The sequence below is a fragment of the Duganella sp. AC237 genome, from assembly GCF_979254035.1.
Genome location: NZ_CEEDEW010000003.1, coordinates 3,552,143 through 3,576,851 on the forward strand (window position 1 = coordinate 3,552,143; position 24,709 = coordinate 3,576,851).

20 protein-coding genes are annotated in these 24,709 nt (G+C 68.2%); 13 read left to right on the forward strand and 7 right to left on the reverse strand.

Annotation, left to right across the window (positions count from 1 at the left end; genetic code table 11):
* Positions 1–30: 30 nt before the first annotated feature.
* The 5 genes from AC0IYS_RS15875 to AC0IYS_RS15895 all read right to left on the reverse strand — a co-directional run bounded on the left by AC0IYS_RS15875 (position 31) and on the right by AC0IYS_RS15895 (position 9,230).
* Positions 31–426: a hypothetical protein gene (locus AC0IYS_RS15875; protein ID WP_471706054.1), complete on the reverse strand. Its 396-nt coding sequence runs from the start codon at positions 424–426 to the stop codon at positions 31–33.
* A 123-nt stretch (positions 427–549) separates the two neighbouring features.
* Positions 550–5,985: a two-component regulator propeller domain-containing protein gene (locus AC0IYS_RS15880; protein WP_471706055.1), complete on the reverse strand. Its 5,436-nt coding sequence runs from the start codon at positions 5,983–5,985 to the stop codon at positions 550–552.
* A complete protein-coding gene (locus AC0IYS_RS15885) occupies positions 5,982–7,148 on the reverse strand; it encodes an ATP-binding response regulator (RefSeq protein WP_471706056.1) in 1,167 nt (388 codons plus the stop codon). Before AC0IYS_RS15885 ends, AC0IYS_RS15880 begins: the two co-directional genes overlap by 4 nt.
* Before the next feature lie 38 nt (positions 7,149–7,186).
* Positions 7,187–7,819, reverse strand: a complete 633-nt coding sequence (locus AC0IYS_RS15890) for a response regulator transcription factor (protein WP_471706057.1) — start codon at positions 7,817–7,819, stop codon at positions 7,187–7,189.
* 367 nt (positions 7,820–8,186) lie between these two features.
* Positions 8,187–9,230 carry an AraC family transcriptional regulator gene (locus tag AC0IYS_RS15895; RefSeq protein ID WP_471706058.1) on the reverse strand — a complete coding sequence of 348 codons (1,044 nt, stop codon included), beginning with the start codon at positions 9,228–9,230 and terminating at the stop codon, positions 8,187–8,189.
* A gap of 208 nt (positions 9,231–9,438) precedes the next feature.
* On the opposite strand from AC0IYS_RS15895, the gene AC0IYS_RS15900 reads away from it, so the two are divergent.
* The 11 genes from AC0IYS_RS15900 (at position 9,439) to AC0IYS_RS15950 (ending at position 18,095) form a co-directional block, all read left to right on the forward strand.
* Positions 9,439–10,116 carry an SDR family oxidoreductase gene (locus tag AC0IYS_RS15900; RefSeq protein ID WP_471706059.1) on the forward strand — a complete coding sequence of 226 codons (678 nt, stop codon included), beginning with the start codon at positions 9,439–9,441 and terminating at the stop codon, positions 10,114–10,116.
* Complete coding sequence (locus AC0IYS_RS15905) at positions 10,092–10,244, forward strand: hypothetical protein (RefSeq protein ID WP_471706060.1); 153 nt, start codon at positions 10,092–10,094, stop codon at positions 10,242–10,244. The genes AC0IYS_RS15900 and AC0IYS_RS15905 overlap by 25 nt, the downstream gene beginning before the upstream one ends.
* Positions 10,245–10,271: 27 nt before the next feature.
* The gene (locus AC0IYS_RS15910; protein ID WP_471706061.1) at positions 10,272–10,568 is read left to right on the forward strand and encodes a YciI family protein; all 297 of its coding nucleotides are present in this window, start codon (positions 10,272–10,274) and stop codon (positions 10,566–10,568) included.
* A 190-nt stretch (positions 10,569–10,758) separates the two neighbouring features.
* Positions 10,759–11,502 carry a GntR family transcriptional regulator gene (locus AC0IYS_RS15915; RefSeq protein ID WP_363495616.1) on the forward strand — a complete coding sequence of 248 codons (744 nt, stop codon included), beginning with the start codon at positions 10,759–10,761 and terminating at the stop codon, positions 11,500–11,502.
* 34 nt (positions 11,503–11,536) lie between these two features.
* Positions 11,537–13,273, forward strand: coding sequence for a fumarate reductase/succinate dehydrogenase flavoprotein subunit (locus AC0IYS_RS15920; protein ID WP_471706062.1), 1,737 nt, complete (start codon positions 11,537–11,539; stop codon positions 13,271–13,273).
* Positions 13,274–13,283: 10 nt separating this feature from the next.
* Entirely contained in the window at positions 13,284–13,517 is a 234-nt protein-coding gene (locus AC0IYS_RS15925) for a 4Fe-4S dicluster domain-containing protein (RefSeq protein ID WP_090318490.1), read from the forward strand.
* Positions 13,518–13,534: 17 nt separating this feature from the next.
* Positions 13,535–14,947, forward strand: coding sequence for an ABC transporter substrate-binding protein (locus tag AC0IYS_RS15930; protein ID WP_471706063.1), 1,413 nt, complete (start codon positions 13,535–13,537; stop codon positions 14,945–14,947).
* Positions 14,948–14,957: 10 nt separating this feature from the next.
* Entirely contained in the window at positions 14,958–15,824 is an 867-nt protein-coding gene (locus AC0IYS_RS15935) for an ABC transporter permease (protein WP_471706064.1), read from the forward strand.
* Complete coding sequence (locus AC0IYS_RS15940) at positions 15,821–16,654, forward strand: ABC transporter ATP-binding protein (RefSeq protein WP_471706065.1); 834 nt, start codon at positions 15,821–15,823, stop codon at positions 16,652–16,654. Before AC0IYS_RS15935 ends, AC0IYS_RS15940 begins: the two co-directional genes overlap by 4 nt.
* 155 nt (positions 16,655–16,809) lie before the next feature.
* Positions 16,810–17,799 carry a HEAT repeat domain-containing protein gene (locus tag AC0IYS_RS15945; RefSeq protein WP_471706066.1) on the forward strand — a complete coding sequence of 330 codons (990 nt, stop codon included), beginning with the start codon at positions 16,810–16,812 and terminating at the stop codon, positions 17,797–17,799.
* Positions 17,799–18,095 carry a DUF971 domain-containing protein gene (locus tag AC0IYS_RS15950; protein ID WP_471706067.1) on the forward strand — a complete coding sequence of 99 codons (297 nt, stop codon included), beginning with the start codon at positions 17,799–17,801 and terminating at the stop codon, positions 18,093–18,095. Before AC0IYS_RS15945 ends, AC0IYS_RS15950 begins: the two co-directional genes overlap by 1 nt.
* Here AC0IYS_RS15950 and AC0IYS_RS15955 read toward each other — a convergent pair.
* Both AC0IYS_RS15955 and AC0IYS_RS15960 read right to left on the reverse strand, forming a co-directional pair.
* Complete coding sequence (locus AC0IYS_RS15955) at positions 18,092–19,267, reverse strand: hypothetical protein (RefSeq protein WP_471706068.1); 1,176 nt, start codon at positions 19,265–19,267, stop codon at positions 18,092–18,094. The two genes, AC0IYS_RS15950 and AC0IYS_RS15955, sit on opposite strands and share 4 nt — an antisense overlap.
* A 106-nt stretch (positions 19,268–19,373) precedes the next feature.
* Positions 19,374–20,276: an AraC family transcriptional regulator gene (locus AC0IYS_RS15960; protein ID WP_471706069.1), complete on the reverse strand. Its 903-nt coding sequence runs from the start codon at positions 20,274–20,276 to the stop codon at positions 19,374–19,376.
* A 99-nt stretch (positions 20,277–20,375) separates the two neighbouring features.
* Between AC0IYS_RS15960 and AC0IYS_RS15965 the strand changes: the two genes are divergently transcribed.
* The gene (locus AC0IYS_RS15965; protein WP_471706070.1) at positions 20,376–21,128 is read left to right on the forward strand and encodes an SDR family oxidoreductase; all 753 of its coding nucleotides are present in this window, start codon (positions 20,376–20,378) and stop codon (positions 21,126–21,128) included.
* 344 nt (positions 21,129–21,472) lie between these two features.
* On the forward strand, positions 21,473–24,694 hold the full coding sequence (locus AC0IYS_RS15970) for a di-heme oxidoredictase family protein (RefSeq protein WP_471706071.1): 3,222 nt from the start codon (positions 21,473–21,475) through the stop codon (positions 24,692–24,694).
* The last annotated feature ends 15 nt before the right edge of the window (positions 24,695–24,709 follow it).

Below are 24,709 nucleotides of genomic sequence, written 5' to 3' on the forward strand. Positions count from 1 at the left end.
TCGAGCTTGGCCTTAGCCGGCGCAGGGGCGTCAGACGCCCTGCTTGAGCAAACGCTGGCAAGCCCCGTGGAACAGGCGCCCGGCCGGCGAAATCACGCCTTGCCGGCGCTGGCCGCACTCCTTTTCGGCATGCCCGCCTCCGCCGTTTTCCTCGTCCGCCAGCGTCAGCTTGTCGCAACATTCGTACACCAGCGCCGCCAGCACGACATCGACCTCCAAGCGCCCATGGGAGACCTCCGCCTGCATGCGTTCGGTGACCTGGACGAAGGCCGCCAGCGCGTCCCGGCCCAACAGATCGCGCCGCGCCCGCACCGCGCCGACCGGGTCCGCGCCCCGGCGCTCCAGTCCCTGGTCGATCAGTTGCAGGACCGTCCGGTACTCCCTGACGTACAGCTCGTAGTGCTCATATCGTGACGCCGTCCGCATTTTGACTCCTTGTGCCTTGGTCCAGACACAATGCCTCAAGGCCCGGCCCGGCACCATCAGGCGGGGACGAAAATGGGGTAGGGATTTCCCCACATTGGCGTAGGGCAAACCTGGCGGCCGGGCTTACAAGTCCAGCGCGTGCTTGTGCGCGACCCAGCGCAGCGCCGCCTGGGCGCCGTCGAAGTCCCGCTCGTCGAGGCTGCGCTGGATCGCTTCGGCGTCCCAGCTGCCGAAGCTGGCCGCGAAGTCGGCGGCGCCGGCGGCGAACAAGGCGATCGCCCCGGTGTCGCCGGCAAGCATGAGCTGGTCCAACCTGCGCAGCTCGGCCAGCCAGTCGCCGGGGGCGCGCACGGTGCCGGTGGCCGCTTCCGCCGCCGGCGGCAGGCGCCGGTCCAGTTCGGCGCACAAGGCGGACAGCGCGCCGTCGAGCGCGTCGAGCGCGGCGGCCACCGCAGACGCCGGCGGCCCCTCCTCCATCGGCTGCCGCGCCGCGCGCTCCAGATCGCCGGCGAGCCGCGCCACGCGCGCCGCCCCGATGCTTTCGGCCAGGCCGCGCAGCGAGTGCGCGTGGCGCTCGGCGTCCGCATGGTCGCCTTGCGCGAGCGCGGCACGGATGCGCCGGGCGCGGTCGCGTTCGTCGCGGCTGAACATGCGCAGCACCTTGCCCAGCAAGGCCTCGTCGCCGTCGACGCCCCGGCGCGCGGCGGCCAGGTCCAGGCCCGGCACGGCGCCGTCGAACACCGCCTGCTGTTCGCGCCGGCCGCCGGGGGCGCCGGCCGTCAGGTAGCCGGCCAGCAGCCGGTGCAGCTCGTCCGGTATCAGCGGCTTGCTCAGGTGGCCGTCGAAGCCTTCCTCACGACAGCGCTGCCGCTCGGCAGGCATGGTGTTGGCGGTCATGGCGATGATCGGCAGCGCGTCGAAACGGCTGTCTTGCCGCAGCCGCACGGTGGTGGCGTGGCCGTCGAGCTCTGGCATGTGCAAATCCATGAACACCAGCTGGTAGCGGCGCGCGGCGTCCACCGCGTGCAGCCGGTCGAGCGCCTCGGTGCCGTTGTTCGCCAGCTCGACCACCACCCCGCACGCCTCCAGCAGGCCGACGGCGATCTCCTGGTTGATTTCGTTGTCCTCGACCAGCAGCACGCGCGCGCCGTCGAAACGGGGCGGCGCCCGCCGCTGGTCCGGCGCGACCTGGCGCTGGTCCGGTGCGTACAGGCCCAGCAGCATGTCGACCATGGCGGCCCGCGTCACCGGCTTGACCAGGCAGGCGTCGACGCCGCCGTCGCACGGCGTGCGGTCCGGCTCGTCCCCTGCCACGTTGGTCAACAGCGCCACCTTGGACGGCGCGCCATGGGCCGCTTCCAGCTGCGCGCCCCACTCGCGGTCCAGTCCCGGCATGCCGGCGTCGACCAGCACCAGGTCGTAGCGCGCCGCGCCGGACAACAAGCGCGAGACTTCCTGCCGGCAGGCGGCGGCTGCGGCGTCCAGCCCCAGGCTGTCCAATGTTCCCAGCAGCCCGGCGCGCGCGGTGGCGCTGTCGTCGACCACCAGCACCCGCAGGCCGTCCAGGGCCGCCGGCAAGCCCGGGGCGGGCGCCAGCCCTTCGCCGGCGGGCTCGAGCGACACCACGACGACGAAGCGGCTGCCGACACCGGGTTCGCTGTCGACGGCGATCGTGCCGCCCATCAGATCGACCAGGTTCTTGCAGATGCTGAGCCCAAGACCGGTGCCGCCGAAGCGCCGCGTTGACGAATTGTCGGCTTGCGTGAACGCCTGGAACAACTTGCCCAGTTGCGGCGCCGACATGCCGATGCCGCTGTCGCGCACGCTGAACTCGAGTTGCACGCGCGCGTCCTGCCCATCGAGCGCGCGCACCGCCAGCGCGACCTCGCCGCTGGTCGTGAACTTGAGCGCGTTGTTGAGCAGGTTGATCAGCACCTGGCCGAGCCGCTGGGCGTCGCCGCGCAGGCGCCGCGGCACGGCCGCCGGCACGTCGAAGTTGCATTCGAGCGCCGGGCCGCGCGCGCCGCCGGCGATCGCGGCCACGTGGGCCAGCAGGTCGTCGAGGTCGAAGTCGGCGCTTTCCAGATCGAGCTTGCCGGCCTCGATCTTGGAAAAATCGAGGATGTCGCTGATGATGCCCACCAGCGAGTTGCCGGCATTGTGGATTTTTTGCAGGTAGTCGCGCTGGCGCGACGGCGAGCCGGTGCCCAGCGCCAGGTACGACAGGCCGATGACGGCATTCATCGGCGTGCGGATCTCGTGGCTCATGTTGGCCAGGAACATCGACTTGGCCTGCGTGGCCTCCTCGGCCCTGGCGCGGGCCGCCTCGGCCTGCTGGAACAGGCGGGCGTTTTGCAGCGCCGCGCCGAGGTGGGCGGCGATGGTGTCGAGCAGGCGCTGGTCGCTGGCCCGGTACGAGCCGGCGGCACCGACGGCGCGGCGCACCGACACGGCCCCGCGCACCACGCCGTTGGCGATGATGGGCACGTACAGGCACGATGGCGCCACCGGCGCTTCGCCACCGTCGGCAACGCCGCCCGTCCCGTGGCAGGCGGCGTCGCCCGGCCCGAGCCCGGCCAGCTCGCCGCGCCCGCTGGCGACGAGCCGGGCCAGCGCCGCCTGGTGCGCCTCGGCCAGGCTGCCGGCGTGCTCGGGGCCGTGGACATAGGCCACCCGCAACGTGCCATCGGTGTCGTCCAGCAGGTTGATGCAGGTGCGTTCGGACTGGAACAGGCGGTGCACCTGGTCGCCCACCAGCGCGATCAACTGGTCCAGTTCGAGCTTGCCGGCCAGGATCTGCGCCACCGCGTTGACCGCCGCCAGCTCGGCGTTGCGCTCGCTCGCGGCGCGGTGTTCGCGTTCGGCCTCGCCGCGCTGCTGGTCGGCCAGCGCCTTTTGCCGCAAAACCTCGGCCGTGCGCGCCGCCACCTCGCGCTCGAGCGCGCCGCGCTGGGCCGCCAGGCGCCAGATCCGCAGCCGGTAGGCGCCGTAGAGCGCCGCCAGGCCCAGCAGCGCTGCCGCGCCCTGGAACCACCAGGTTTGCCACCACCACGGCTGCACCCGCACCGGCAGCGCCAGCTCGTGCGCGCTCCAGACGCCGGCCCGGTTGGTGCCCCGTATCAGCAGCCGGTACTTGCCGGGCGGCAGGTTGGTGTAGGACGCGAGCCGGTGCCCGGCGTCGGCGTAGGTCCAGATGCGGTCGAAGCCGTCGAGGCGGTAGGCATATTGGTTGAGCTCGGGCGCGGTGAAATCGAGCGCGGCGAAGCCGACCGCGAAGCTGTTGGCCTCGGCCGGCACGTCCAGCGTGGCCGGACCGGGGCCGCCGGCGGCGTGGTTGTAGCGTCCCGGCGGCACCACCTTGCCGCCCAGGCGCACCTCGGTGACGGCCAGCGGCGCGGCCAGGCGCCACGGGCGGTAGCGCTCCGGACGCACGATGGTGACCCCGCCGGAGCCGCCGAACAGCAGCTCGCCGGCGGCGCTGGCGACGCCCGCGCGCGCCCAGTACGGCGAATACAGCGCGCCCTCGGCCGCGCCCAGCACGCCGACCGCATAGCTGTCCGGGTCGATGACGGCGATGCCGTCGTCGGTGCTGGCCCAGATCCGCCCCTGCGCGTCCTCGAGCAGCTGGCAGATGCTGGTGTTGGGCAGACCCTGGGTCCGGCCGAGGCGGTGGAAGCGGCGCTGGCCGCCGGCCAGGCGTTCCAGCACGTCAAGGCCGCCGTTGGTGCCGACCCATAGCCTGCCGCGACGGTCGGTGAGCAGGGTGTTGACGCTGGGATGGGACAGCGCCGCCGGATCGGCGCGGTCGCCGCCTATCCATTCGAGCACGGCGCCGCTGACCGCGTCGACCCGGTTCAAGCCGGCGGTGGTGCCGACCCACAGCGAGCCCTCCGGACCGGGCTGCAGGTCGCTGATCTCCATGCCGCCGAGGCCGGCGACCGCGCGCACCTTGACCAAGTCCAGCCCGCCGGCGCCGTGCGCGCGCGCCTGCAGCAGCCCGCTGGTCGCGGTGCCGATCCACAGACTGCCGGCGGCCTCGCTGAGGGTGCGCACATGCACCCGGTGGTCGAGCCAGGGCGCGCGCAGCGGCTTGGCGGCGCCGCCGTCGGCGTCGGCGCGGAACAGGCCCGACTCCGTGGCCAGCAACACCTTGCCGTCCCGCTGGGCATACAGCGCGGTGACGTTGGCGGCCGACGCCGTCGCCGGCGTGCCCGCGGGCGTGGACGACGGCGGCCAGTGCCCGACGCGCCGGCGCTGCGGGTCGACCACGTCCGCCCCCTGGCGCAGCAGGCCGACCCACACACTGTGGTCCGGCGCCTCGGCCACGCTGGTGGCGTCGTTGTCGCTAAGGCCGGGACGCGAGTTCTGGCGCGGCGCCAGCGACAGGGCCGCCTGGGCCGGCGCACGCTGGTTCAGTCCCTTGTCGGTGCCGATCCACAGCGCCCCGGCGCGGTCGGTGAACAAGGTGTGCACGACGCCGCTGGCCAGACCGCCCGGCACCAGCGCCTCGTAGGTCAGGTGGCGCGCGCGGCCGCTGGCGCGCTCGATCACGGCCACGCCATAGGAATAGGAACTGACCCACAGTTCGCCAGGCACCGGTTCGGCGAAGGCGGTGACGTTGACGTGCTTCATCAGCGCGGCGGCGGCGGCGCCGGCGGCGTGGCGCCCGATGCGGCCGGTGCGCGGGTCGAACACGAACACGCCGGCGCCGTTGGTGCCGATCCACACCATGCCGGCGTGATCGACGAACAGGGCCAGCACGGCCACGCCGCGGCCCTCGTACCCCGGCAGCGCCACCCTGGTGAAAGCGCCGCCGCCGGGCGCCCGCCAGGCCAGGCCGTCGTCCGTGCCGGCGAAGACGGTGCCGTCGGCGCCGACCGCCAGCGCGCCGACCAGGTCGGCCGGCAGGCTGGCCGGATCGGTTGCATGGTGAAGGTAGCGCGTGGCGCGCGCGCGGGCGGGATCCTCGGGAGCATCCAGGTGCAACAGCCCGCCGCTGGTGGCCAGCCACAAGCCGTCGCCGCCGTCGCCGGCGATCGCGTGAACGCCGCCGGCGGCCAGACCGGCGCTTTGGGGGTTGTAGGTGACGAAGCCGTCATCCTCCGGCACGTAGCGCGCCAGGCCGCCGTTGGCGGTACCCGCCCACAGCCGGCCCTTGCGGTCGGTGTACAGCGCGACGACGTAATTGTCCGGCAGCGAGCGCGGATCGTCGGGGTCGTTGGTGTAATTTTGGAAGCGGTAGCCGTCCCAGCGCGACAGGCCGCCGGCGGTGGCCACCCACAGGAAGCCGTGCGGGTCTTGGGCGATGGCCGACACCAGGACGTTGCCCAGACCCTGTGGGGCGCCGACCGCCTGGAACATCGGCAAGGTCAGCTCGGACCAGCGCTCGGGGGCCGTCGTGGCCGGTTTTGCCGTGCCGCCGGCCGGCGTCAGCCGCGCCGACGGCCCGGCCGCGCTTGCCCCGGCCACCGCCCCCGCGCAGCCAGCCAGCGCGGCGCCAAGCAGCAAGCGCGCCATTGCCCGGCGCGCGCGGGCGGCGCGGCGGCGCTCCGGCCTCATGCCGGGTCCGGCGGCAGTTGCACCACGATGCGGGTGCGGCCGCCCGGCCCGCTGGCGATGCTCAACCGGCCGTCCAGGCTGAGCACGCGCTCGCGGATGCCGAGCAGGCCGAACGAGTGCGGCCGCGCGCGCGCCGGGTCGAAGCCCCGGCCGTCGTCCTCGACCTCCAATTCGCAGCCCGTGGCCGCCAGGCGCAGCGAGACCGAAGTCTCGCTGGCGTCGGCGTGGCGGGCGACGTTGGTGAGCGACTCCTGCACGATGCGGAACACGGCCACGGCCTGGCGCTCGCTGAGCTGGCCGTCGCCCAACGCCAGGGCCAGGCTGCAATCGAGCCCGCTGTTGCGGCGGAACTCGTCGACCAGCCATTCGAGCGCCGCGCCGATGCCCAGGTCGAGCACGGTCGGGCGCAGGCAGGTGGCAACGTTGCGCACCACGCCGATGGTGCGGTCGACCAGTTCGGTCATGCCGCGCACCTGCTCGTTCAGGCCGGGGATGTCGGCGCCGAAGCGCACCCGCAGCAGCGCCGCCTGCATGCGCAGCGCCGTCAGCGATTGCCCCAGCTCGTCGTGCAGCTCGCGGGCGATGTGCTTGCGCTCGTCCTCGCGGGCGCATTCGCGGTGGGCGCTGAGCTCGCGCAGCTCGGCGGTGCGCTCGGCCACCTGCAATTCCAGGCTGTCGCGGTATTGCTGCAGCACCCGTTCGGCCGCGCGCCGTTCGCGGTTCTCGTCCTCCAGCTGGGCGTTCTGCGCGACCAGCTTGGTCCGCATGGCGGCCAGCCGCAGGTGGGTGGTCACGCGCGCGAGCACCTCCTCGGCCTGCAAGGGCTTGGTCACGTAGTCGACCGCGCCGGCGGCGAAGCCGGCCACCTTCTCGGCCGTGCCGGTGAGCGCGGTCATGAAGATCACCGGCACCGCCGCGCCCGGCCCGTCGCCGGCCTTGAGCCTGCGGCACACCTCGAAGCCGTCGATGTCGGGCAACATCACGTCCAGCAGGATCAGGTCGGGGGGCGCGAACGCCACCCGGCGCAGCGCCTCGCCGCCGCTGTGGGCCACCGCCAGGCGCAGCCCGTGGCGCTGCAGCATGGCCACCGCGACGGTCAGGTTGGCCGGCGTGTCGTCGACGATCAGGATGGTGCGCTCGCGCAGGTGCAGGTCAACCGGCATGGCGGTTCCCCGTGGCGGCGCGCGGCGGTATCGCCGGCCTACTGGCCGAGCGCGTGATCGATGCCATATCGCAGCATGTCGGCGTTGCTCTGGAAACCCATCTTTTGCATCAGGCGCGCCTTGTGGGTGCTGACCGTTTTGTTGCTGATGGCCAGCTCCTCGGCGATCTGGTTGACGCTTTTGCCGCCGACGAACAGGCGGAAGATGCTCAGCTCGCGGTTGGACAACTGCTCGTGGGGCCGCTCGGTCTGCCCGGCCTCGCCCTCGAACACCATTTGCTCGGCCAGCCCCGGATCGATGTAGCGCCCGCCGGCGGCGACCTTGCGCACGGCCAACAACAAGGTCTCGGGATCGCCGTCCTTGGTCATGTAGCCGTTGGCGCCGGCCTTGAGCGCGCGCCGCACCACCAGCGCCTCGTTGTGCATGCTCAGCACCAGGATCGGCAGGGTCGGCGCGTGGGCGCGGATGCGCCCGATCAGCTCGATGCCGCTGATGCCCGGCATCGACATGTCCAGCAACACCAGATCGCACGCCACACCGCGCAAGCTTTCGATCACCTGCCCGCCGTTGGTGGCCTGGGCGACCACCGTCACGTCGCCCGCGAGGGCGAACAGCTGCAGCAGGCCGCCGCGTACGATCGCATGGTCGTCGGCGATCAGGATTCTTATCATTGTAGGGTGCAACTCTCCAGAATAAATCGTATCAAAGATAGCGATCATGCTACCAGACAACACACCTGTCACGTCTTCCTGTTCCATTGTTACAACAACCCTTGCCGGACGGCGTGTGGTGGGGGGCGGCGTGTGTCTGCTGTGCTCATTGTCGTTCTCCTTGTCGGCATCGGCTGGCGCTAGCCGCAGCATGCCCGGATCCGCACGGGTTCGCCATCGGGCGCGCCTGATTGCGATGTAGGGAAATCCTTACACTGATGTTCCGGCGCTCGGGGTGCGCGGTCGCCGCCGCCACGGCGAGGCATGGCTTCCTGCGTTCGTCACGGTCCCGGCGCGCCACCCTCACGGCCGAAGGTGCCAGAATGACTTAGGCCCCCGTATCGAGCCGCACCGCCTGCGGCGTTTTGCCAGTCCACACATGGAAGGCGCGCGCGAAGGAGTTCGCATCCTCGAAACCCAATAGGAACGAAATCTCCGCGCCGGACAGCGCCGTGTTCCGCAAATAGTGGTGGGCCAGCGAATCGCGCAGGGCGTCAAGCGTTTGCTGGAAGGTGGTGCCCTCGTCCTGCAGCCGCCGTTGCAAGGTGCGCGTGCTGACTCCGAGCCGGCGGCACACCGCCTGCATCGACGCCTCGCCGGCCGGCAGGGTCTCGAGCAAGGTGCCGCGCACCCGTTCGGCCATGCCCGCGGTGCGGTCGAGGTCGGCGAGCCGCTGGCGCAGCGATGGCTCGAAGAACAGCCACATCTTGTGGTTCTCGGTCAGGAACGGACGCTCGGCGTCGACGGTGGCGAGCACCAGGGTGGCCGCCGCTGACGCCGTCACCGGCACCCCGAAGAAGGCGGCATAGGTCGACGCCTCCAGCCCCGGCACCGGCGCGGATGGCCAAGCCACCCGCATCGGCTGGATGGCGGTACGGGTGGCCAAACGCCCCAACTGCAGGAAGAAAACCAGCTTAAAGGCCAGAAATACCGGCGGTGGCGGCTTGCCGTCGCCGAGAAAGGCGATGCTGAAGGTCGTCTGGACCGGCCCGCGTTCGACCTTGATCGACATCGGCGCGATCAAACGAACGTACTTGCCGATGCGCTCCAAAGCGTCCGAGAGGTTGGCGCTGCACAGGGCGGCAAACAGCTCCGGGTCGAACCAGTCGGACGACATCACCTTGGCGATTCTCAACGGTGCCGGCAAATCGGCGTCGAGCGACAAGGCCTCGGCGTCGATGGCGTTCCACAGTTTGAAAAAGCTGTCCGGGTCCAGGCGCACGTTCTGGCGCGCGAACAGGTCGCCAGGCAACCGGGCGCGGCGCAGGATCGGCGACGTGGCCAGCCCGGCGTCCTGCATCAGCAAGCGCCAGCCGGGCCAGACCGCGTAGTCGAGCGCCGCGGCGCGTGAGGGTTTGTTTGCAGTATTCATCGACCTAGTCTAGCTCGCCGATCATGCCAGGACAATAGCCGATGGCGCCACGCCGTCGGCGCAGGGTTGGCGCAGGGTTGGCGCGTTGCGCATTCAAATTGGCGCGCTCGGCGAGTGCGCGGGGACCGTTTCGCGGGCAAAGTACGGCTATCCCATCCCCAGCCGTGCTTAGTCTGGGATCACTCAATCTCTCCAACAGGGTATTCAAATGAAAAAAACCATTCTGGTCACCGGCGCCTCCTCCGGCTTCGGGCTGTTGCTCGCGACGACTCTGCACCATCAGGGCCACACCGTCATCGGCACCAGCCGCAAGCCGGAAAAATACGCCGGCAAGCTGCCGTTCAAACTGCTGCGGTTGAATATCGACGACGACCAGTCCATCAAGGACTTCACCATCGAGCTGTTCGATTTCGCGCCGACGCTCGATGTACTGGTCAACAATGCCGGCTACATGGTCACCGGCATCGCCGAGGAAACGCCGATCGAACTGGGCCGCCAGCAGTTCGAAACCAACTTCTGGGGTACGGTCAAGCTCACCAACGCGCTGCTGCCACGCTTCCGCGCGCAGAAAAACGGGCAAATCATCACCGTCAGTTCCATCGTCGGCTTGATCGGGCCGCCGAACCTGTCGTACTACACGGCATCCAAGCACGCCGTCCAGGGCTACTTCAAGTCGCTGCGCTTCGAACTGAATGCTTTCAACATCAAGGTCAGCATGGTCGAGCCTGTGTGGTTCAAAACCAATCTCGGTCACAACGCCGTGTCCGCCAACGGCGGCGGCATCGCCGACTACGACGGTTACCGGCGCCAGGTGAAGGCGGCGACAAAAAAGGCATCGACGAGGCGGAGTCGCCGGATGCCGTGGTCAACACCATCACCAGATTGATCGGCACGTCCGAGCCAAAGTTCAGCAATCCGGTCGGCAAGATGACAGGCATGATCCTGTTCCTCCAACAGTACGCGCCCAAGATGTTTGAGGGATCGATCCTCAAAAGCGTGCAAACGGCCGCATAAACCCCGTCATCCGATCAGGAGCAAGCCATGAAGTACTATCTCTGCAAATATATCCCGCCGCGCGCCGATTTTCTGGCCACCATGTCCGCAGACGAAAAGAAGTGGATGGGGCAACACGGCGCCTATCTGAACCAGCTCCTCGAAGACGGCCTGATCGTTGCGCACGGTCCGGTGATGGATCCGGCCGGCGGCTATGGCGTGTCGCTCTACCGCATTGACGATGCCCAGGACATCGCGCTGCTGACCGCGCAAGATCCGATTGTGCAAAACGGTGCCGGCCACTACGAGCACCATCCCATGCCGCATCTGGCCACACGCGGCTGAGGCTACCTCTCAACCCGGGAGCGGGCGGCGCATCACGCTACCGCCCGCCCCGCCCGCCCTCCCGCTCCAAACCTTTTTGCATAAGCAAACGCACAATCATTCGTTCACACGCTGAATCGGCCTCGATAGACTGCAAGCTCTTTCGATAGTCATGACCTGTTATGACAGGTTATACCGACCAGGTGAACCGATGACCAATTTCCGTACCGTCGAGCTGTCCCCCGTCCCGCTCTATACGCAGGTGAAGGAAAACCTGCGCGAGCGCATCCTCGACGGCAGTTATCCCGCCCACGCCAAATTGCCCGCCGAGAGCGAGCTGAGCACGATATTCGGCGTCAGCCGCATCACCGTGCGCCAAGCGCTCAACGACCTGCAAAAGGAAGGCGTGATCTTCAAGATCCCCGGCAAGGGCACCTTCGTCTCCAAGCCCAAGGCGTTCCAGCAGCTGACCCAGCTCGAGGGCTTCGGCGAGGCCATGGGCCGCATGGGCTACGAGATCTACAACCAGGTCACCAGCCACAAGACCATCGCCGCGCCGGCCCATGTGGCGCAGCGGCTGGGTCTGGCGCCCGGCGCCGACGTGGCCGAGATCAAGCGCGTGCGCCACCTGAACCGCGAGCCGGTGTCGCTGGAGGTGACCTATCTGCCGCCCGACATCGGCGAGCGCCTGCGCCGCGAGGACCTGGCCGGGCGCGACATCTTCCTGATCCTGGAAAACGATTACGGCATCGCGCTGGGCCGGGCCGACCTGCAGATCGACGCCATGCTGGCCGACGACACGCTGGCCCACGCGCTGCGCATCGAGGCGGGCACGGCGTTGCTGCGCATCGAACGCCTGACCCACGCGGCCGACGGCACGCCGCTCGACTTCGAATACCTGTATTTCCGCGGCGACGCCTTCCAGTATCGCCTGCAGATCGCGCGCCGAGGCTGAGCGCCCCTGTCGTTTTCAACACGGAGTGAACACTATGCAAACCATCATCGAAACCGTCGACGTGCTGGTGATCGGCGGCGGCACCGCCGGCCCGATGGCCGCCGTCAAGGCCAAGGAAGCCGACCCGACGCTGCGCGTGCTGCTGCTGGAGAAGGCCCACGTCAAACGCAGCGGCGCCATCTCCATGGGCATGGACGGGCTCAACAACGCCGTCGTGCCGGGCTTTGCCACGCCCGAGCAATACGTGAAGGAGATCACCACCGCCAACGACGGCATCGTCAACCAGCGCACGGTGATGGCCTACGCTCAGAACAGCTATCCGATGATCGAGGAGCTGGACCGCTGGGGCGTCAAGTTCGAGAAGGACGAAACCGGCGATTACGCGATGCGCAAGGTGCACCACATGGGCACCTACGTGTTGCCGATGCCCGAGGGCCACGATATCAAAAAGGTCCTGTACCGCCGCCTCAAGCGCCAGCGCGTGGAGATCAGCAACCGGCTGGTGGCGACGCGGCTGCTGACGGCGGCCGACGGCAGCATCGCCGGCGCCATGTCCTTCGACTGCCGCACCGGCGACTTCCACGTGATCCGCGCCAAGGCCGTGGTGCTGGCCACCGGCGCCGCCGGCCGGCTGGGACTGCCGGCCTCGGGCTACCTGTTCGGCACCTACGAAAATCCGACCAACGCCGGCGACGGCTACAGCATGGCATATCACGCGGGCGCCGAACTGTCGGGCATCGAGTGCTTCCAGATCAATCCGCTGATCAAGGATTACAACGGGCCGGCGTGCGCCTATGTGACCGGTCCGTTCGGCGGCTTCACCACCAACAACAAGGGCGAGCGCTTCATCGAGTGCGATTACTGGAGCGGCCAGATGATGCAGGAGTTTTACAACGAACTGCAAGGCGGCAACGGCCCGGTGTTCCTCAAGCTGGATCATCTGGCCGAGGAGACCATCAGCACCATCGAAACCATCCTGCACACCAACGAGCGGCCAAGCCGCGGCCGTTTCCATGCCGGACGCGGCACCGACTACCGCGAGCAGATGGTGGAGATGCACATCTCGGAGATCGGCCTGTGCAGCGGCCATTCTGCCTCCGGTGTGTGGGTCAACGAGCACGCCGAGACCACGGTGGCCGGCCTGTACGCCGCCGGCGACCTGGCTTGCGTGCCGCACAACTACATGTTGGGCGCCTTCGTCTACGGCAAGCTCGCCGGCGAGAGCGCGGCGCGCCGTTGCGCAGATGTCGTACTGGCGCCGCTCGACGAGGCGCAGGTCGAGGCCGAACGGGCACGCGTCTGGGCGCCGCTCGACCGTCCGGACGGTTTGCCGCCGGCCCAGGTCGAATACAAGCTGCGCCGCATGGTCAACGACTACCTGCAGCCGCCCAAGGTCACCCGCAAGATGGAAATCGGGCTGACCCGGTTCGAGGCCATCCGCGCCGACCTGGATCGCTTGTCGGCCGCCGGTCCGCACGAGCTGATGCGCGCGCTGGAGGTGCACGCGATCCGCGATTGCGCCGAGATGGCCGCGCGCGCCTCGCTGTTCCGCACCGAGAGCCGCTGGGGGCTGTACCACAACCGGGTCGACCATCCCAAGCGCAACGACGCCGACTGGCTGTGCCATGTACAGCTGAAGAAGGTCGACGGCGAAATGACCTGTTTCAAGCGTCCGCTGGAGCCGTACATCGTCGCCCTCGACGAACAGGAAAAACAGGCCTATCAACGACTGCGGATTGCCACCCCGCAAGCCGAAGCGCTTGCCGTTTAAGGAGATCACCATGCCCATCGCACTCAACCCAAGCAGCGTGCCGGTCCGTGTCAACGAAGAGCTGTGCATCGCCGACAAGGGCTGCACCGTGTGCGTCGATGTCTGCCCGCTCGACGTGCTGGCCATCGACTTCACCAAAGGCAAGGCCTTTATGAAATTCGACGAATGCTGGTACTGCATGCCCTGCGAAAAAGATTGCCCGACCGGCGCCGTCACGGTCGATATTCCTTACCTGTTGCGCTGACCTTTCTGGAGAATGACATGTTCTTGCATCGCACTTCGACCACCCTGCTGTTGGCGGCCCTGGGCGCCGGCGCGGCCAACGCCGAGACCATCCGCATCGCCATCGGCACCCAGGACACCACCATCAACTGCGCCACCGGCGGCCTGCTGATCCGCGAACTGAAGCTGCTGGAGAAATACCTGCCGCGCGACGGCAAGTACAAGGACGCGCAATACGAGATCGTCTGGAAGAACTTCACATCTGGCGCGCCGCTGACCAACGAGATGGTCGCCGGCAAGCTCGACATCGGCTCGATGGCCGACTTCCCTGGTTCCTTCAACGGCGCCGCCTTCGAGAAGGCCGGCAAGAAAAGCCTGTTCATCAGCGTGCTGTCGGGCAGCGTGCAAGGCAGCGGCAACGGCATTGTCGTACCGAAGGCGTCGACGGTGCAGTCGCTAGCCGAGCTGAAAGGCAAGACCATCTCGGTGCCGTTCGCCTCCACCGCGCACGGCATGCTGCTGCGCGCCATCAAGGCGCAAGGCTGGGAACTGGACAAGGACATCACCGTCGTCACGCAGGCGCCGGAAGTGGCCGGCTCCGCGCTGCAAAGCAACAAGATCGACGCGCACGCCGATTTCGTGCCGTTCGCCGAACTGTTTCCGCACCGTGGCTACGCCCGCAAGATCTTCGACGGCTCGCAGGCCAAGTCCCCCACCCTGCACGGCAGCCTGGTCGACGCTTCCTACGCGGCCAGGTATCCGGAGATCGTCACCGCCTTCCTGCGCGCGGCCATCGAGGCCGACCGCCTGATCTCGGCCGAGCCGGAGAAATATAGCGAACTGATCGCCAAGGTGACCGGCATCGAGGCCGAGGTCGACTACCTGTTCCACGGCCCGCTGGGCTTGCAGACGCGCGACTTCAGCTGGAAACCGGAATACCGCCAGGCCGTCAAGACCTCGATCGACACGCTGCGTTTGATGAAGCGCACCGACAACGACCTCGACGTCAACACCTTCATCGACGACCGCTACCTCCGCGCCGCCTTCAAGCAGGCCGGCCTGGACTACGAGGCCCGGCTGAAGAACTACAACCGCCTGCCGCTGGTGGCCAAGGACGCGGCAACCGGCAAGCCGATCACCGACTTTTCGCGGCTGGTGCAGATCTGGGTCGATGGCGAGCCGCTGGTGCGCCATTACACCAGCGCCGACGCCGCCTTCACCGCCCTGCGCCGGCTCGAGAAGGATGGCAAGAAGGTACGCGTGGTCTACGCCCATGACCGCGACAGCGGCCTGAAGCTGTTCGCCCGCGACGCCTGGTTCGTCACCGCCAAGGGCGACACCAGCGCCTTCCTGACGCGCGCGGCGGCCGACGCCTGGGCGGCGCGCAACGGCGGTTCCGTCCTCGACTTCGCCGCGTTGCGGGGCAACACGCCCGCGCTCGCGGCAAAATAGGAGCGCGCCGATGGACAGCACACAGCAAGCGCCGGGCGGCAACGGCATCGGGGCCGCCGGTGCCTTGGGTCGCGGCATCGGCATTGGTGCCGGCCTGGGCTCGGGCGCCGCCCGCTGGAGCGCCGGCGCCACCTCCCTGGTGGTGTGCCTGCTGGCCTGGCAATGGGCCTCGGCCAGCCACCTGAACCTCGGCCTGGTGACGTTTCAAAACGTGCCGCCGCCGACCGAGGTCGCGCACGCCGGTTGGACCCTGCTGCAATCGCCGCAGTTGCTGGGCCACCTGAAGGCCAGCGTTGCGCGCGTGTTCAGCGGCTTCCTGGTCGCCGCGCTGCTCGGCATCCTGCTCGGCCTGGCCATCGGCCGCTCGCGCCGGCTGGAAAGCTGGCTGATGCCGCCGCTGGAAATGCTGCGGCCGATCCCGGCGGTCGCCTGGATACCGCTGGCGATCCTGATGTTCCCGTCGTCCGAGTTGTCGATGGTGTTCATCACCTTCACCGGCGCGCTGTTTCCGATCCTGCTCAACACCGTCCACGGCGTCGAGAACATCGATCCGCGCCTGGTCGCCTCGGCCCGCAGCCTGGGCGGCGGACGGCGCGCCATCTTCACCGAGGTGGTGCTGCCGGGCGCCGCGCCGAGCATCGTCACCGGCCTGTCGATCGGCATGGGCACCGCGTGGTTCTGCCTGGTCACGGCGGAGATGATCTCCGGCCAGTTCGGCATCGGCTACTACACCTGGGCCTCGTACACGATCCAGAACTACGCCGACATCGTCGTCGGCATGCTGGTCATCGGCCTGCTGGGCATGGGCAGCAGCGCGTTGGTCAAAACCATCGGCCAGGTCCTGATGCCCTGGCACCAACCGGAGGGCAAGCCATGAGCGTGGGCCAAATTGATATCGACAAGCTGCATCTGCGGGTGGGACACGGCGCCCAGGCGTTCGAGGCGGTGCAGGACGTCAGCCTGACGGTGGCCCCGGGCGAGTTTGTCTGCCTGCTCGGCCCTTCCGGCTGCGGCAAGTCGACCTTGCTCGGCGCGCTGGCCGGCCATCTGCGGCCAAGCCGTGGCGCCATCACCGTCGACGGCCGCGCCATCGACGGCCCGCACGCCGAACGGGGCCTGGTGTTCCAGCACCACACGCTATTCCCGTGGCGGAAAGTGGTCGACAACGTCGCCTTCGGCCTGAAGATGCAAGGCGTGCCGCGCGCCGAGCGCCGCCGCCGCGCGCTGGAGTTGCTGGCCCTGGTGGGACTGGAGGCGTTCGCCAGGCACTATCCGGCGCAGCTGTCGGGCGGCATGAAGCAGCGCGTCGAAATCGCGCGCGTGCTGATCAACCATCCGCGCGTGATGCTGATGGACGAGCCGTTCGGCGCGCTCGACGCGCAAACGCGGCTGATGATGCAGCAGCTGTTGCTGGACCTGTGGGCGCGCATCCGCACAACCATCGTCTTCATCACGCACGACATCGACGAGGCGCTGTTCCTGGCCGACCGCGTGCTGGTGATGAGCCCGCGTCCGGGACGCATCATCGAGCAGATCGCGGTGCCTTTTGCGCGCCCGCGCGACGCGTCGCTGGTGACATCGCCCGAGTTCACGACGCTCAAGCGGCGCTGCCTGCAACTGCTGCATCCGGCCAACGCCGAGTTGCCCTTGGAGCGACTAAGCCCATTGGGCGCGCCCACAGTGCGCCAACTACAATTCGCCATCTAAACCATGCTCACATCTAAAACACGTAGGGCGGATTAGGCGGAACGCCGTAATCCGCCATCTACGCGCCGCCGACGGAGCACGCATTGGCGGATTACGCTGCGCTAATCCGCCCTACGTGATTTCGAATCACGCATCAGCCATCGAACAAGGACAATATGAACACCACCGACAACGACATTGAACTGCGCGAGCGCCTGTCCAACTCCGACGCCACCGTCCGCCGCATCGCCTTGCTGGACCTGGCCGACTGGGCCGGCGACGAACACGCCGACCTGTTCATTCAAGCGCTGCGCGACGCCGACGCCACCGTGCGCGCCGAAGCCGCGCGCGCGCTGGAAGGCTTCGAAACGCCGGCCGGCGTGGCCGGCCTCGCCCTCCTCCTCGGCGACCAGGACCAAAGCGTTCGGCAAGCCGCAGCCCAAAGCCTGAGCGAAGTGAAGCAGCCAGACAGCGCCGAGGTGCTGCTGCCCCACCTCACACACGCCGATCCATTTGTGAAGACGGCCGTACTGCGCGCCTTACGCGAACTGCGTTCCCCGCACAGCTACGCACCGGCGCTGGCGGCGCTGGCCGACAGCGACGCAACGGTGCGCCGCGAAGCCGTGGCCGTGCTGGGCTACCTTAAACAACCCGCCGCGCTACCGGCGCTGACCGCGCTGGTCAGCCGCGACCCGGACGCCGAAGTGCGGCGCGCGGCGGTCGGCGCCGTCGGTTACGGCGCCGGCGCGGACACCGCCGCGGCCTTGCTCGACGCGCTGCGCGACCCCGTATGGCAAGTGCGCGAGGAAGCGGCGACGACCCTGGGCAAACTGGCCCTGGCCCGGGACGGCGCCGACGCGGTCAATCCAGCGGCCATCGGCACCGCCCTGATGGCGGCGCTGGACGACAGTTACTGGCAGATCAGGCTGCGCGCCGCGCGCAGCCTGGGCCGCTTGAAATACGCGGGCGCGCTGCCGGCGCTGCTGCCGGTGCTGACGCACGCGATCAGCAATCTGCGCAAGGAAGCCGCGCTGGCGTTGGGTGAACTGGGCGACGCCGCCGCGCTGCCGGCGCTCGAACCGGTAGCGGCCGATCCCGATCCGGAAGTGCGCAAGGCCGCGCGCCTGGCGCTGGAACAGATCCACGCGGCCACGAGGAGTCGTTGATGGACTACCCAAGCGAAATCAGCAACGACCGCGCCGGCCGCGTGCTGACCATCGTCTGGCAGGACGGCGCGCATCAGCAATGGCCGCACGCGCAACTGCGGGCGAGTTGCAAGTGCACGCAGTGCCAGTCTGGGCGCTTGCTGGGATTGGCGTCCGCCACTGCCGGCGACGACCTGCGGGTGGAGCGGCTGGAGGTGGTCGGCAACTACGGCCTGCAATTGATCTTTAACGACGGACATCAACGGGGAATCTATCCCTGGCCGTACCTGCGCGCGTTGCGCAATGAATGCGTTTAAATAACCGGCGAGGCCGCTTTCGCCAACATCCGGGCCCGCATTGTGCGCCGCACCCTCCTTGCCAGGCGCGACGCCACGGCCGAGAACGCATACGCGTACAGGCAGATCGCCACCATCGTAGCGCCGAACATCACGAACGCGAACGCGCCGGGCTGGCCGCCGATCGGCACGTCGAACCGCGCCGAGGCGACCGCGACGACAAACATCATGAAAGGAAAATGCGTCGTGAACAGCACGAAACTGGCGCCGCTGAACCAGCGGTTGAGCCGCCACGCGGTCCAGCGCAGCCACAAGATCGGCGCCTGCCTGGCGCCGGCAGTCAGCCAGGAGACGGTGAGCAGCGCGAAGCTGGCGCCGAACAACAAGTCGAGCGCCATCCTGACCGCCGGAATCATCGCTTCCGGCACGTGCTCGACATGCGCGCCACCCCAGCGCGACACCAGCAGGCCGAGCACAAAGACCGGCATGCCATAGCGGCGCTGGAAACGCACCTTGGTGTTATACCCGAGCCAGCCGACGCCGGTCCCCATGATCCACAACAGCAAATACCCGAGGAACTCCGGCGCCAGCACGCTGCCCGCCAAGGCGACCGCGATGGCGGCGCACCAGCCCAGCGCGCGGCGACGCTTTCCGAGCACGAACAACGCGGCCAGCGCGAAGTAGGCCCAGCACTCGTACGCCAGCAGATAGAGCATCGTGTTGCTGCCCAGTCCGGGGACGACGAAGCGCTGGAGCATCAACATGTTGCCGGCGAAAGCCTCCAGGCCCAGGCTGGGCGAGAACATGGTGAAATAGGCGTACACCTCGGGGCGCGCCAGCGCGCGGGTGCCGATGAAGTCCAACGCGCCGCCGAGCAATAGCGCCGGGGTCAGCAGACAATAAAACCACGTGGAGCGGCGCAGCAGATCGGCGCCGGGGTCGACGCCGTGGCGCCAGCGGCGGATCGACAGTCCGCCCAGGGCCACCCCGCTGATGAGCATGTACATGACGAACGCTTCGTGGCCCAGGCTGGTGATGAAGTAGAACAACGTCAGCACCAAGCTCTTTTCCGAGACCTCCGGGTAGCCGGCGAACAGCAGGAAGCGCACGTGATAGATGACCGCCATCCCTGCCGCCAGCAGCCGCATCAGATTGACGCGTGCCTGGAAACCACTGTTGACTTGCGCGTCCATGATGTCGCTCCATCGATGATAGCCAGTCTTGACCTTAGCGCAAAAGGCGGCCACGTCTTTGATCTATGTCGTGCCACGCCGGCCGGATCGCCGAAGCACCGGCCGCTCAGTCCGACTGCCCGCGCGCGTAGCGGGCCGGCGGCAAGCCGACGTGGCGGGCGAAGGCGACGCTGAACGCGCTGGCGGAACCGTAACCGACCCGCTGCGCCACGTCGGCCACGCCGCCCTCATTGCTCCGCAGCAGGTGCTTGGCCCAAGCCATGCGCCAGGCCAGCAAATATTCCATCGGCGCGACGCCCACCGCGCGGCTGAAGCGCTCGAAAAACGCCGAACGCGACATCGCCGATTCCTTCGCCAGCTGCGCCACCGTCCATGGCCGCGTCATGCCTTCGTGCATATGCCGGAGGGCGACGGCAAGACGGTCGTCGGCCAGCCCGCGCAACAGGCCCGGCGAGGCGGCCGTGTGCGCCGCCGAGCGCAGCGCTTCGATCATCAGCACCTCCAGCAGCCGCGCCAGGATGACAGCGCGCGCGGGCCGCCGGGCCCGCGATTCGTCACCGACCAGTTCGACGATGGTGGCCAGCCGCCGCTCGCCGCGCACATGCACCAGTTGCGGCAACAGCGAGACCAGCAACGCCGCGTCGGGCGAATCGAAGGCGCAGTGGCCGATCAACACCCGAACGTCCGCAGGGCCGTCTTGCCGGCCCAGCCGGAACTCGCCATCGGGCAGCGCCACCGGCTCGCTTTCGGCCTCGGCCGGGGTCATGGGCTCGCTGCTGTCCATCGTAAAGCGGTGGGCCGATGGAATCAGCACAAAGTCGCCCTGGCGCAACTGGATCGGTTGCTGTGCGCCGACGGTGAGCTGGCACGCGCCGTCCATCACCACGCAGTAAAAAGGCTGGCCGGATTCGGCGCGGCGCACGCGCCACTCCCCCGCCGCGGCCACGACTTTTGAAAAACGCGCCTGCGGCTGCAGCAGTGAAACGACTTCCGCCAGGGGATCGGTCATGTGTGGACTCTCACGAATGAAACTAAGACTTTTGATTATAGCAAGTCCTGCCGCTGCATTCTATAGTTCAACCCTACTTACCCACCACAGGAGTACTTCATGAAAACCGTTTTGATCACCGGCTGCTCGTCCGGCTTCGGCCTTGAAACCGCCCGCTACTTCCTCGACCGCGACTGGAACGTGGTCGCCACGATGCGTACGCCGGCGCCAGATATATTGCCGCGCTCCGACCGGCTGCGCGTGATCGCGCTCGATGTGACCGATCCCGACAGCATCCGGCACGCGGTCGAGGCCGCCGGACCGATCGACGTGCTGGTCAACAACGCCGGCCTCGGATTGATGGGCGCGCTGGAGGGCACAGCGATGGCCAGCGCCCGCCTCATCTTCGACACCAACACGCTCGGCACGATCGCGATGACGCAGGCTGTGCTGCCGCAGTTCAGGCAGCGCAAGGCCGGCGTCGTCATCAACGTCACTTCCGCCGTCACGCTGATGCCGCTCCCGTTGCTGTCGGTCTACACGGCAAGCAAGGCGGCGGTCAACGCCTTCACGGAATCGCTGGCACTGGAACTTGAACAATTCGGCGTGCGGGTGAATCTGGTGCTGCCGGGCCGCGCCCCGGATACCAGTTTCGGCAAAAACGCCCGGCCGCATATGGAAGGCGCCATTCCAGAGGCCTATGCCGGCATGGCGCAGCAAGTCTTCTCCGCATCGGCGGCGCAGACGGCGGTGACGCGGGCGCTGGACGTGGCGGAAGCGGTATGGCTGGCCGCTAACGATCCCTCAGCGCCACGGCGCATTCCGGCCGGCGCCGACGCGAGGGCAATGGCGGAAAACAGCGCGGGTTTGTAGCGCGATGAAGCCGCGTTCCCGCTGATTACCGCCTTTTCAGCTTAGGCCAATCCCGGTCATACCGACGAACCGGCGGCTGCCGTGGCGCAACCGGAAGTCGCCTGCGGCAGCCAAAAACAGCCTTTCATTTCTGCGACCCGTCTTGACAGGCGGGTCAACACCAGATATCTTCGACAACGTTGCTCAATCGAAAGTTTTTGTAACCGAGAAGTTCTGAGGCGCCGCCATCCGGCGCGTCGGGACGGGCCCGGATCGCACCGGGACCGTGCCCTCGGCAATCGCCAATGGAAACGTTCCCATAGTACGGATCGCCGCCACAGCCAACCACACAAAAAGGGAATGGAATGAATCGCTCGCCGCGTCGCCACCAACTCAGCCTGCGACGTTTGCGCAGGCTCCCGCTCCAAGGCTTGCCCCTGGCTTTGATCGCCTTGCTGACGGCTTGCGGAGGCGGCGGCGGCGAACAAGCCGCCCAGCCAGCCCTTCGCACCGCCAGCGCCATGCGGATACAGGGCGCGGCGCTCGCGGCGGAAGTGCCGCTGACGCCGGCCAACGTCACGGCCAGCTCCGTCGAGCGCGGCGACCTGTCGGCCGCCGCCGCCATCGATCACAACAACGGCACCCGCTGGGGCAGCGGCTTCGCCGACGACCAGCACCTGACCCTCGACTTCGGCAAGAGTGAAATCATCACCCGCGTGCGCATCGATTGGGAGAACGCCCACGCCACGCAGTATCTGCTGCAAGTGTCGGACGACAACGCGACTTGGACCACCATCAAGAGCGTCGACAACAGCGAGGGCGGCACCGAGGATTTGACGGGACTGAACGGCCAGGGCCGCTACCTGCGCATCAAAGGCGTCAAGCGCTCCACGCAATACGGGTACTCGATCATCGAGGTGCAGGCTTTCTCGGGCACGGCGGGCACGGCGCCGGCCGATCCCGCGCCGGCGCCGCCGCCGACCGATCCGAGCCAGCCCGGCGTGGCGATCAAACCGGTCGCGGCCACCTCCTCCAGGCTGGAAAATCCGGGCCAGTCGGCCGCCATGGCGATCGACGGCAAGACCAACACGCGCTGGGCCAGCGCGTTCGAGGATGGCGCCTGGCTGCAGTTCGACTTCGGCGCCAAAACGCCGATCGGCTACATGAAGCTGCTTTGGGAAAACTCCTACGGCAAGCAATACAACCTACTGGTGTCGGACGACGGCCAGAACTGGACCTTGCGGCGCGCCGTCGCCAACGGCCAGGGCGGCACCGAGGAATTCTTCAACCTCGGCATCGACGCCCGCTACGTCCGCCTGCAGGGCGTGGCGCGCGCCAGCCAGTACGGCTACTCGCTGTACGAGGTGGAATTCAAGACGCCGGGCAGCGACAACACGCTGGGCGGCGTGGCGACATCGCCGCTGAATTTCCCCGCCAGCGGCGCCGGCTGGACGCCCCTGCCCACGGCCGACCAGCCGCTCGAGACGCTGCAATTCTCGCTGGCCGACGGCACCCTGGTCACCCGCTTCGGCGCGCGCGGCCTGGCCCGCCACGGCCGCGAGCGCGGCGAGGACTGGAGCGAGATCGGTTACGGCCCCAACGAGACGATCGACGCCGTCACCGGCCTGCCGCGCGACAAGGGACCGGGCAATTACCTGACCTTCGTGCCGCAGTACTTCAAGAACCGCACCTGGGGCGTGGAGATCATCGACAACAGCCGGGTGGCCGGCGTCACCAAGCCCACGCTGACCGTCAACCAATACACTACGGTCGACTTCCTGAAGGGCGGCGTGGCCTTCTTCCGCGGCTTCGACCGTCCCGGCGTGACCGGCTACGGCTGGATGGCGCCGGGCCAGCTGGTGGACGACAATGTGGCCATCTGCAAGCCGGTGGCATACCCGCTCAACGGCAAGCTGACCAACGCCAACGGCATCAACAACGGCTGCACCATCCGCGTCGACAACTATCCGGGACACGCCGGACTGGGCGCCGATGGCCTCCCCGACGGCACCACCGTCAAAGGGCGCGCGCTGGTGGTCGGCGATGTCATCGAAGTGTCGCCGTCGATGTTCACCACTGTCGACGCGCTGGCCGCCAAGGGCGACAACGGCGGCATCCGTTATTACTCGTATGAGTGGGCGTATGTGGTCGGCGCCGGGCTTAAGCCGTGGTACGGCGTGCAACCGCGCCTGAACACGATCCCGCTGCCGGAAGAGACGCTGTCGGGCGGCGCCGGGTCGGTGTCCTACAACTACTCCGACAACGGCCTGTTCATGTTCCAGCAGCCGCACAACAACATCGGCATGCAGAATATGCAGCGCTTCGTCGAGGGCCGGCGCTTGGTGCACACCAACTTCAGCACCGGCGACCACAACGAGCCGGGCAACGACCGCTACGCGCAGGCGGTGGGGCTACAGGGAGCGCGGTTCAACCAGTCCGCCTGTATCGCCTGCCACGTCAACAACGGCCGCAGCCCGGCGCCGGCGGCGATCAACCAGCGGCTCGACAACATGTCGATCCGGGTCGCCACCGCCAACGCCAGCGGCCAGCAATTGCCGCATCCGCAGTACGGCACCGCGGTGCAGATGAACGCCATGTCGTCCACCGGCAAGCCGCAGAACTGGGGCAACGGCGTGCGGGTGGCGGGCTTCGAGACGCGCTCGGTCAAGCTGGCCGACGGCACGACGGTCGAACTGCGCAAGCCGACCCTGGCGTTCGAGGGCGCGACGCCCGATATCTTCTCGCTGCGCGCGGCCCAGCCGATGATCGGCGCCGGCTTGCTGGAAGCGATACCGGAGGCGAGCATCCTGGCGCTGGCGCGCTCGGCGCCGGACGCCGACGGCGTCAAGGGGGTGGCCAACTACGTCTACGATCCGGAAAGCGGCGCGGTGCGGGTGGGCCGCTTCGGCTGGAAGGCGGGCAAGGCGACGTTGCGCCAGCAGTCGGCCGAAGCGCTGCTGCTCGACATGGCGGTGACCTCGCCGGTCTACCGCAGCCGCGACTGCGTCAACGGGCCGGTCGCCTGCCGCGCCGGCGCTACCCAGGCCGGCATCTCCGAGGCCGATCTGCAATCGATCTCCAACTACTTGTCGCTGGTGGCGGTGCCGGCCCAGCGCAGCGTGGCCAGCGGTTTCCCGAAAGGCGTGGCGCCGCTCGACGAGCACCGCGTCGATTCGCAGCAAGTCGCCGCCGGCGCCAAGCTGTTCCAGGGCATGCGCTGCGTGGCCTGCCACACGGCCGAGATCAAGACCGGTCCGGGCCACCTGTTCGCCGAGCTGCGCAACCAGACCATCCGTCCCTACACCGATTTGCTGCTGCACGACATGGGCGCGGGCTTGGCCGACAAATTCGTCGAGGGCCAGGCCAAGGGCGCGATGTGGCGCACCGCGCCGCTGTGGGGCGTCGGTTATACGGACAAGGTGATGGGCGGCGGCGCCAAGGCCGGCTACCTGCACGACGGCCGTGCCCGCACGCTGACCGAGGCCGTCTTGTGGCACGGCGGCGAAGCGGACCGCTCGCGCCTGCGCTTCGAGGCGCTGTCGAAGGCTGACCGCGAGGCTGTGCTGGCGTTCCTGAAGTCGCTGTAGGATTTCATCATAAGC

Bases quoted from the DNA above. Each gene is read 5' to 3' on its own strand.
- AC0IYS_RS15935 (WP_471706064.1), top strand. From the start codon at position 14,958: ATGGACAGCACACAGCAAGCGCCGGGCGGCAACGGCATCGGGGCCGCC.
- AC0IYS_RS15940 (WP_471706065.1), top strand. From the start codon at position 15,821: ATGAGCGTGGGCCAAATTGATATCGACAAGCTGCATCTGCGGGTGGGA.
- AC0IYS_RS15945 (WP_471706066.1), top strand. From the start codon at position 16,810: ATGAACACCACCGACAACGACATTGAACTGCGCGAGCGCCTGTCCAAC.
- AC0IYS_RS15960 (WP_471706069.1), bottom strand. From the start codon at position 20,276: ATGACCGATCCCCTGGCGGAAGTCGTTTCACTGCTGCAGCCGCAGGCG.
- AC0IYS_RS15925 (WP_090318490.1), top strand. From the start codon at position 13,284: ATGCCCATCGCACTCAACCCAAGCAGCGTGCCGGTCCGTGTCAACGAA.
- AC0IYS_RS15955 (WP_471706068.1), bottom strand. From the start codon at position 19,267: ATGGACGCGCAAGTCAACAGTGGTTTCCAGGCACGCGTCAATCTGATG.
- AC0IYS_RS15965 (WP_471706070.1), top strand. From the start codon at position 20,376: ATGAAAACCGTTTTGATCACCGGCTGCTCGTCCGGCTTCGGCCTTGAA.
- AC0IYS_RS15895 (WP_471706058.1), bottom strand. From the start codon at position 9,230: ATGAATACTGCAAACAAACCCTCACGCGCCGCGGCGCTCGACTACGCG.
- AC0IYS_RS15910 (WP_471706061.1), top strand. From the start codon at position 10,272: ATGAAGTACTATCTCTGCAAATATATCCCGCCGCGCGCCGATTTTCTG.
- AC0IYS_RS15890 (WP_471706057.1), bottom strand. From the start codon at position 7,819: ATGATAAGAATCCTGATCGCCGACGACCATGCGATCGTACGCGGCGGC.
- AC0IYS_RS15900 (WP_471706059.1), top strand. From the start codon at position 9,439: ATGAAAAAAACCATTCTGGTCACCGGCGCCTCCTCCGGCTTCGGGCTG.
- AC0IYS_RS15875 (WP_471706054.1), bottom strand. From the start codon at position 426: ATGCGGACGGCGTCACGATATGAGCACTACGAGCTGTACGTCAGGGAG.
- AC0IYS_RS15930 (WP_471706063.1), top strand. From the start codon at position 13,535: ATGTTCTTGCATCGCACTTCGACCACCCTGCTGTTGGCGGCCCTGGGC.
- AC0IYS_RS15950 (WP_471706067.1), top strand. From the start codon at position 17,799: ATGGACTACCCAAGCGAAATCAGCAACGACCGCGCCGGCCGCGTGCTG.
- AC0IYS_RS15970 (WP_471706071.1), top strand. From the start codon at position 21,473: ATGAATCGCTCGCCGCGTCGCCACCAACTCAGCCTGCGACGTTTGCGC.
- AC0IYS_RS15885 (WP_471706056.1), bottom strand. From the start codon at position 7,148: ATGCCGGTTGACCTGCACCTGCGCGAGCGCACCATCCTGATCGTCGAC.
- AC0IYS_RS15920 (WP_471706062.1), top strand. From the start codon at position 11,537: ATGCAAACCATCATCGAAACCGTCGACGTGCTGGTGATCGGCGGCGGC.
- AC0IYS_RS15880 (WP_471706055.1), bottom strand. From the start codon at position 5,985: ATGAGGCCGGAGCGCCGCCGCGCCGCCCGCGCGCGCCGGGCAATGGCG.
- AC0IYS_RS15915 (WP_363495616.1), top strand. From the start codon at position 10,759: ATGACCAATTTCCGTACCGTCGAGCTGTCCCCCGTCCCGCTCTATACG.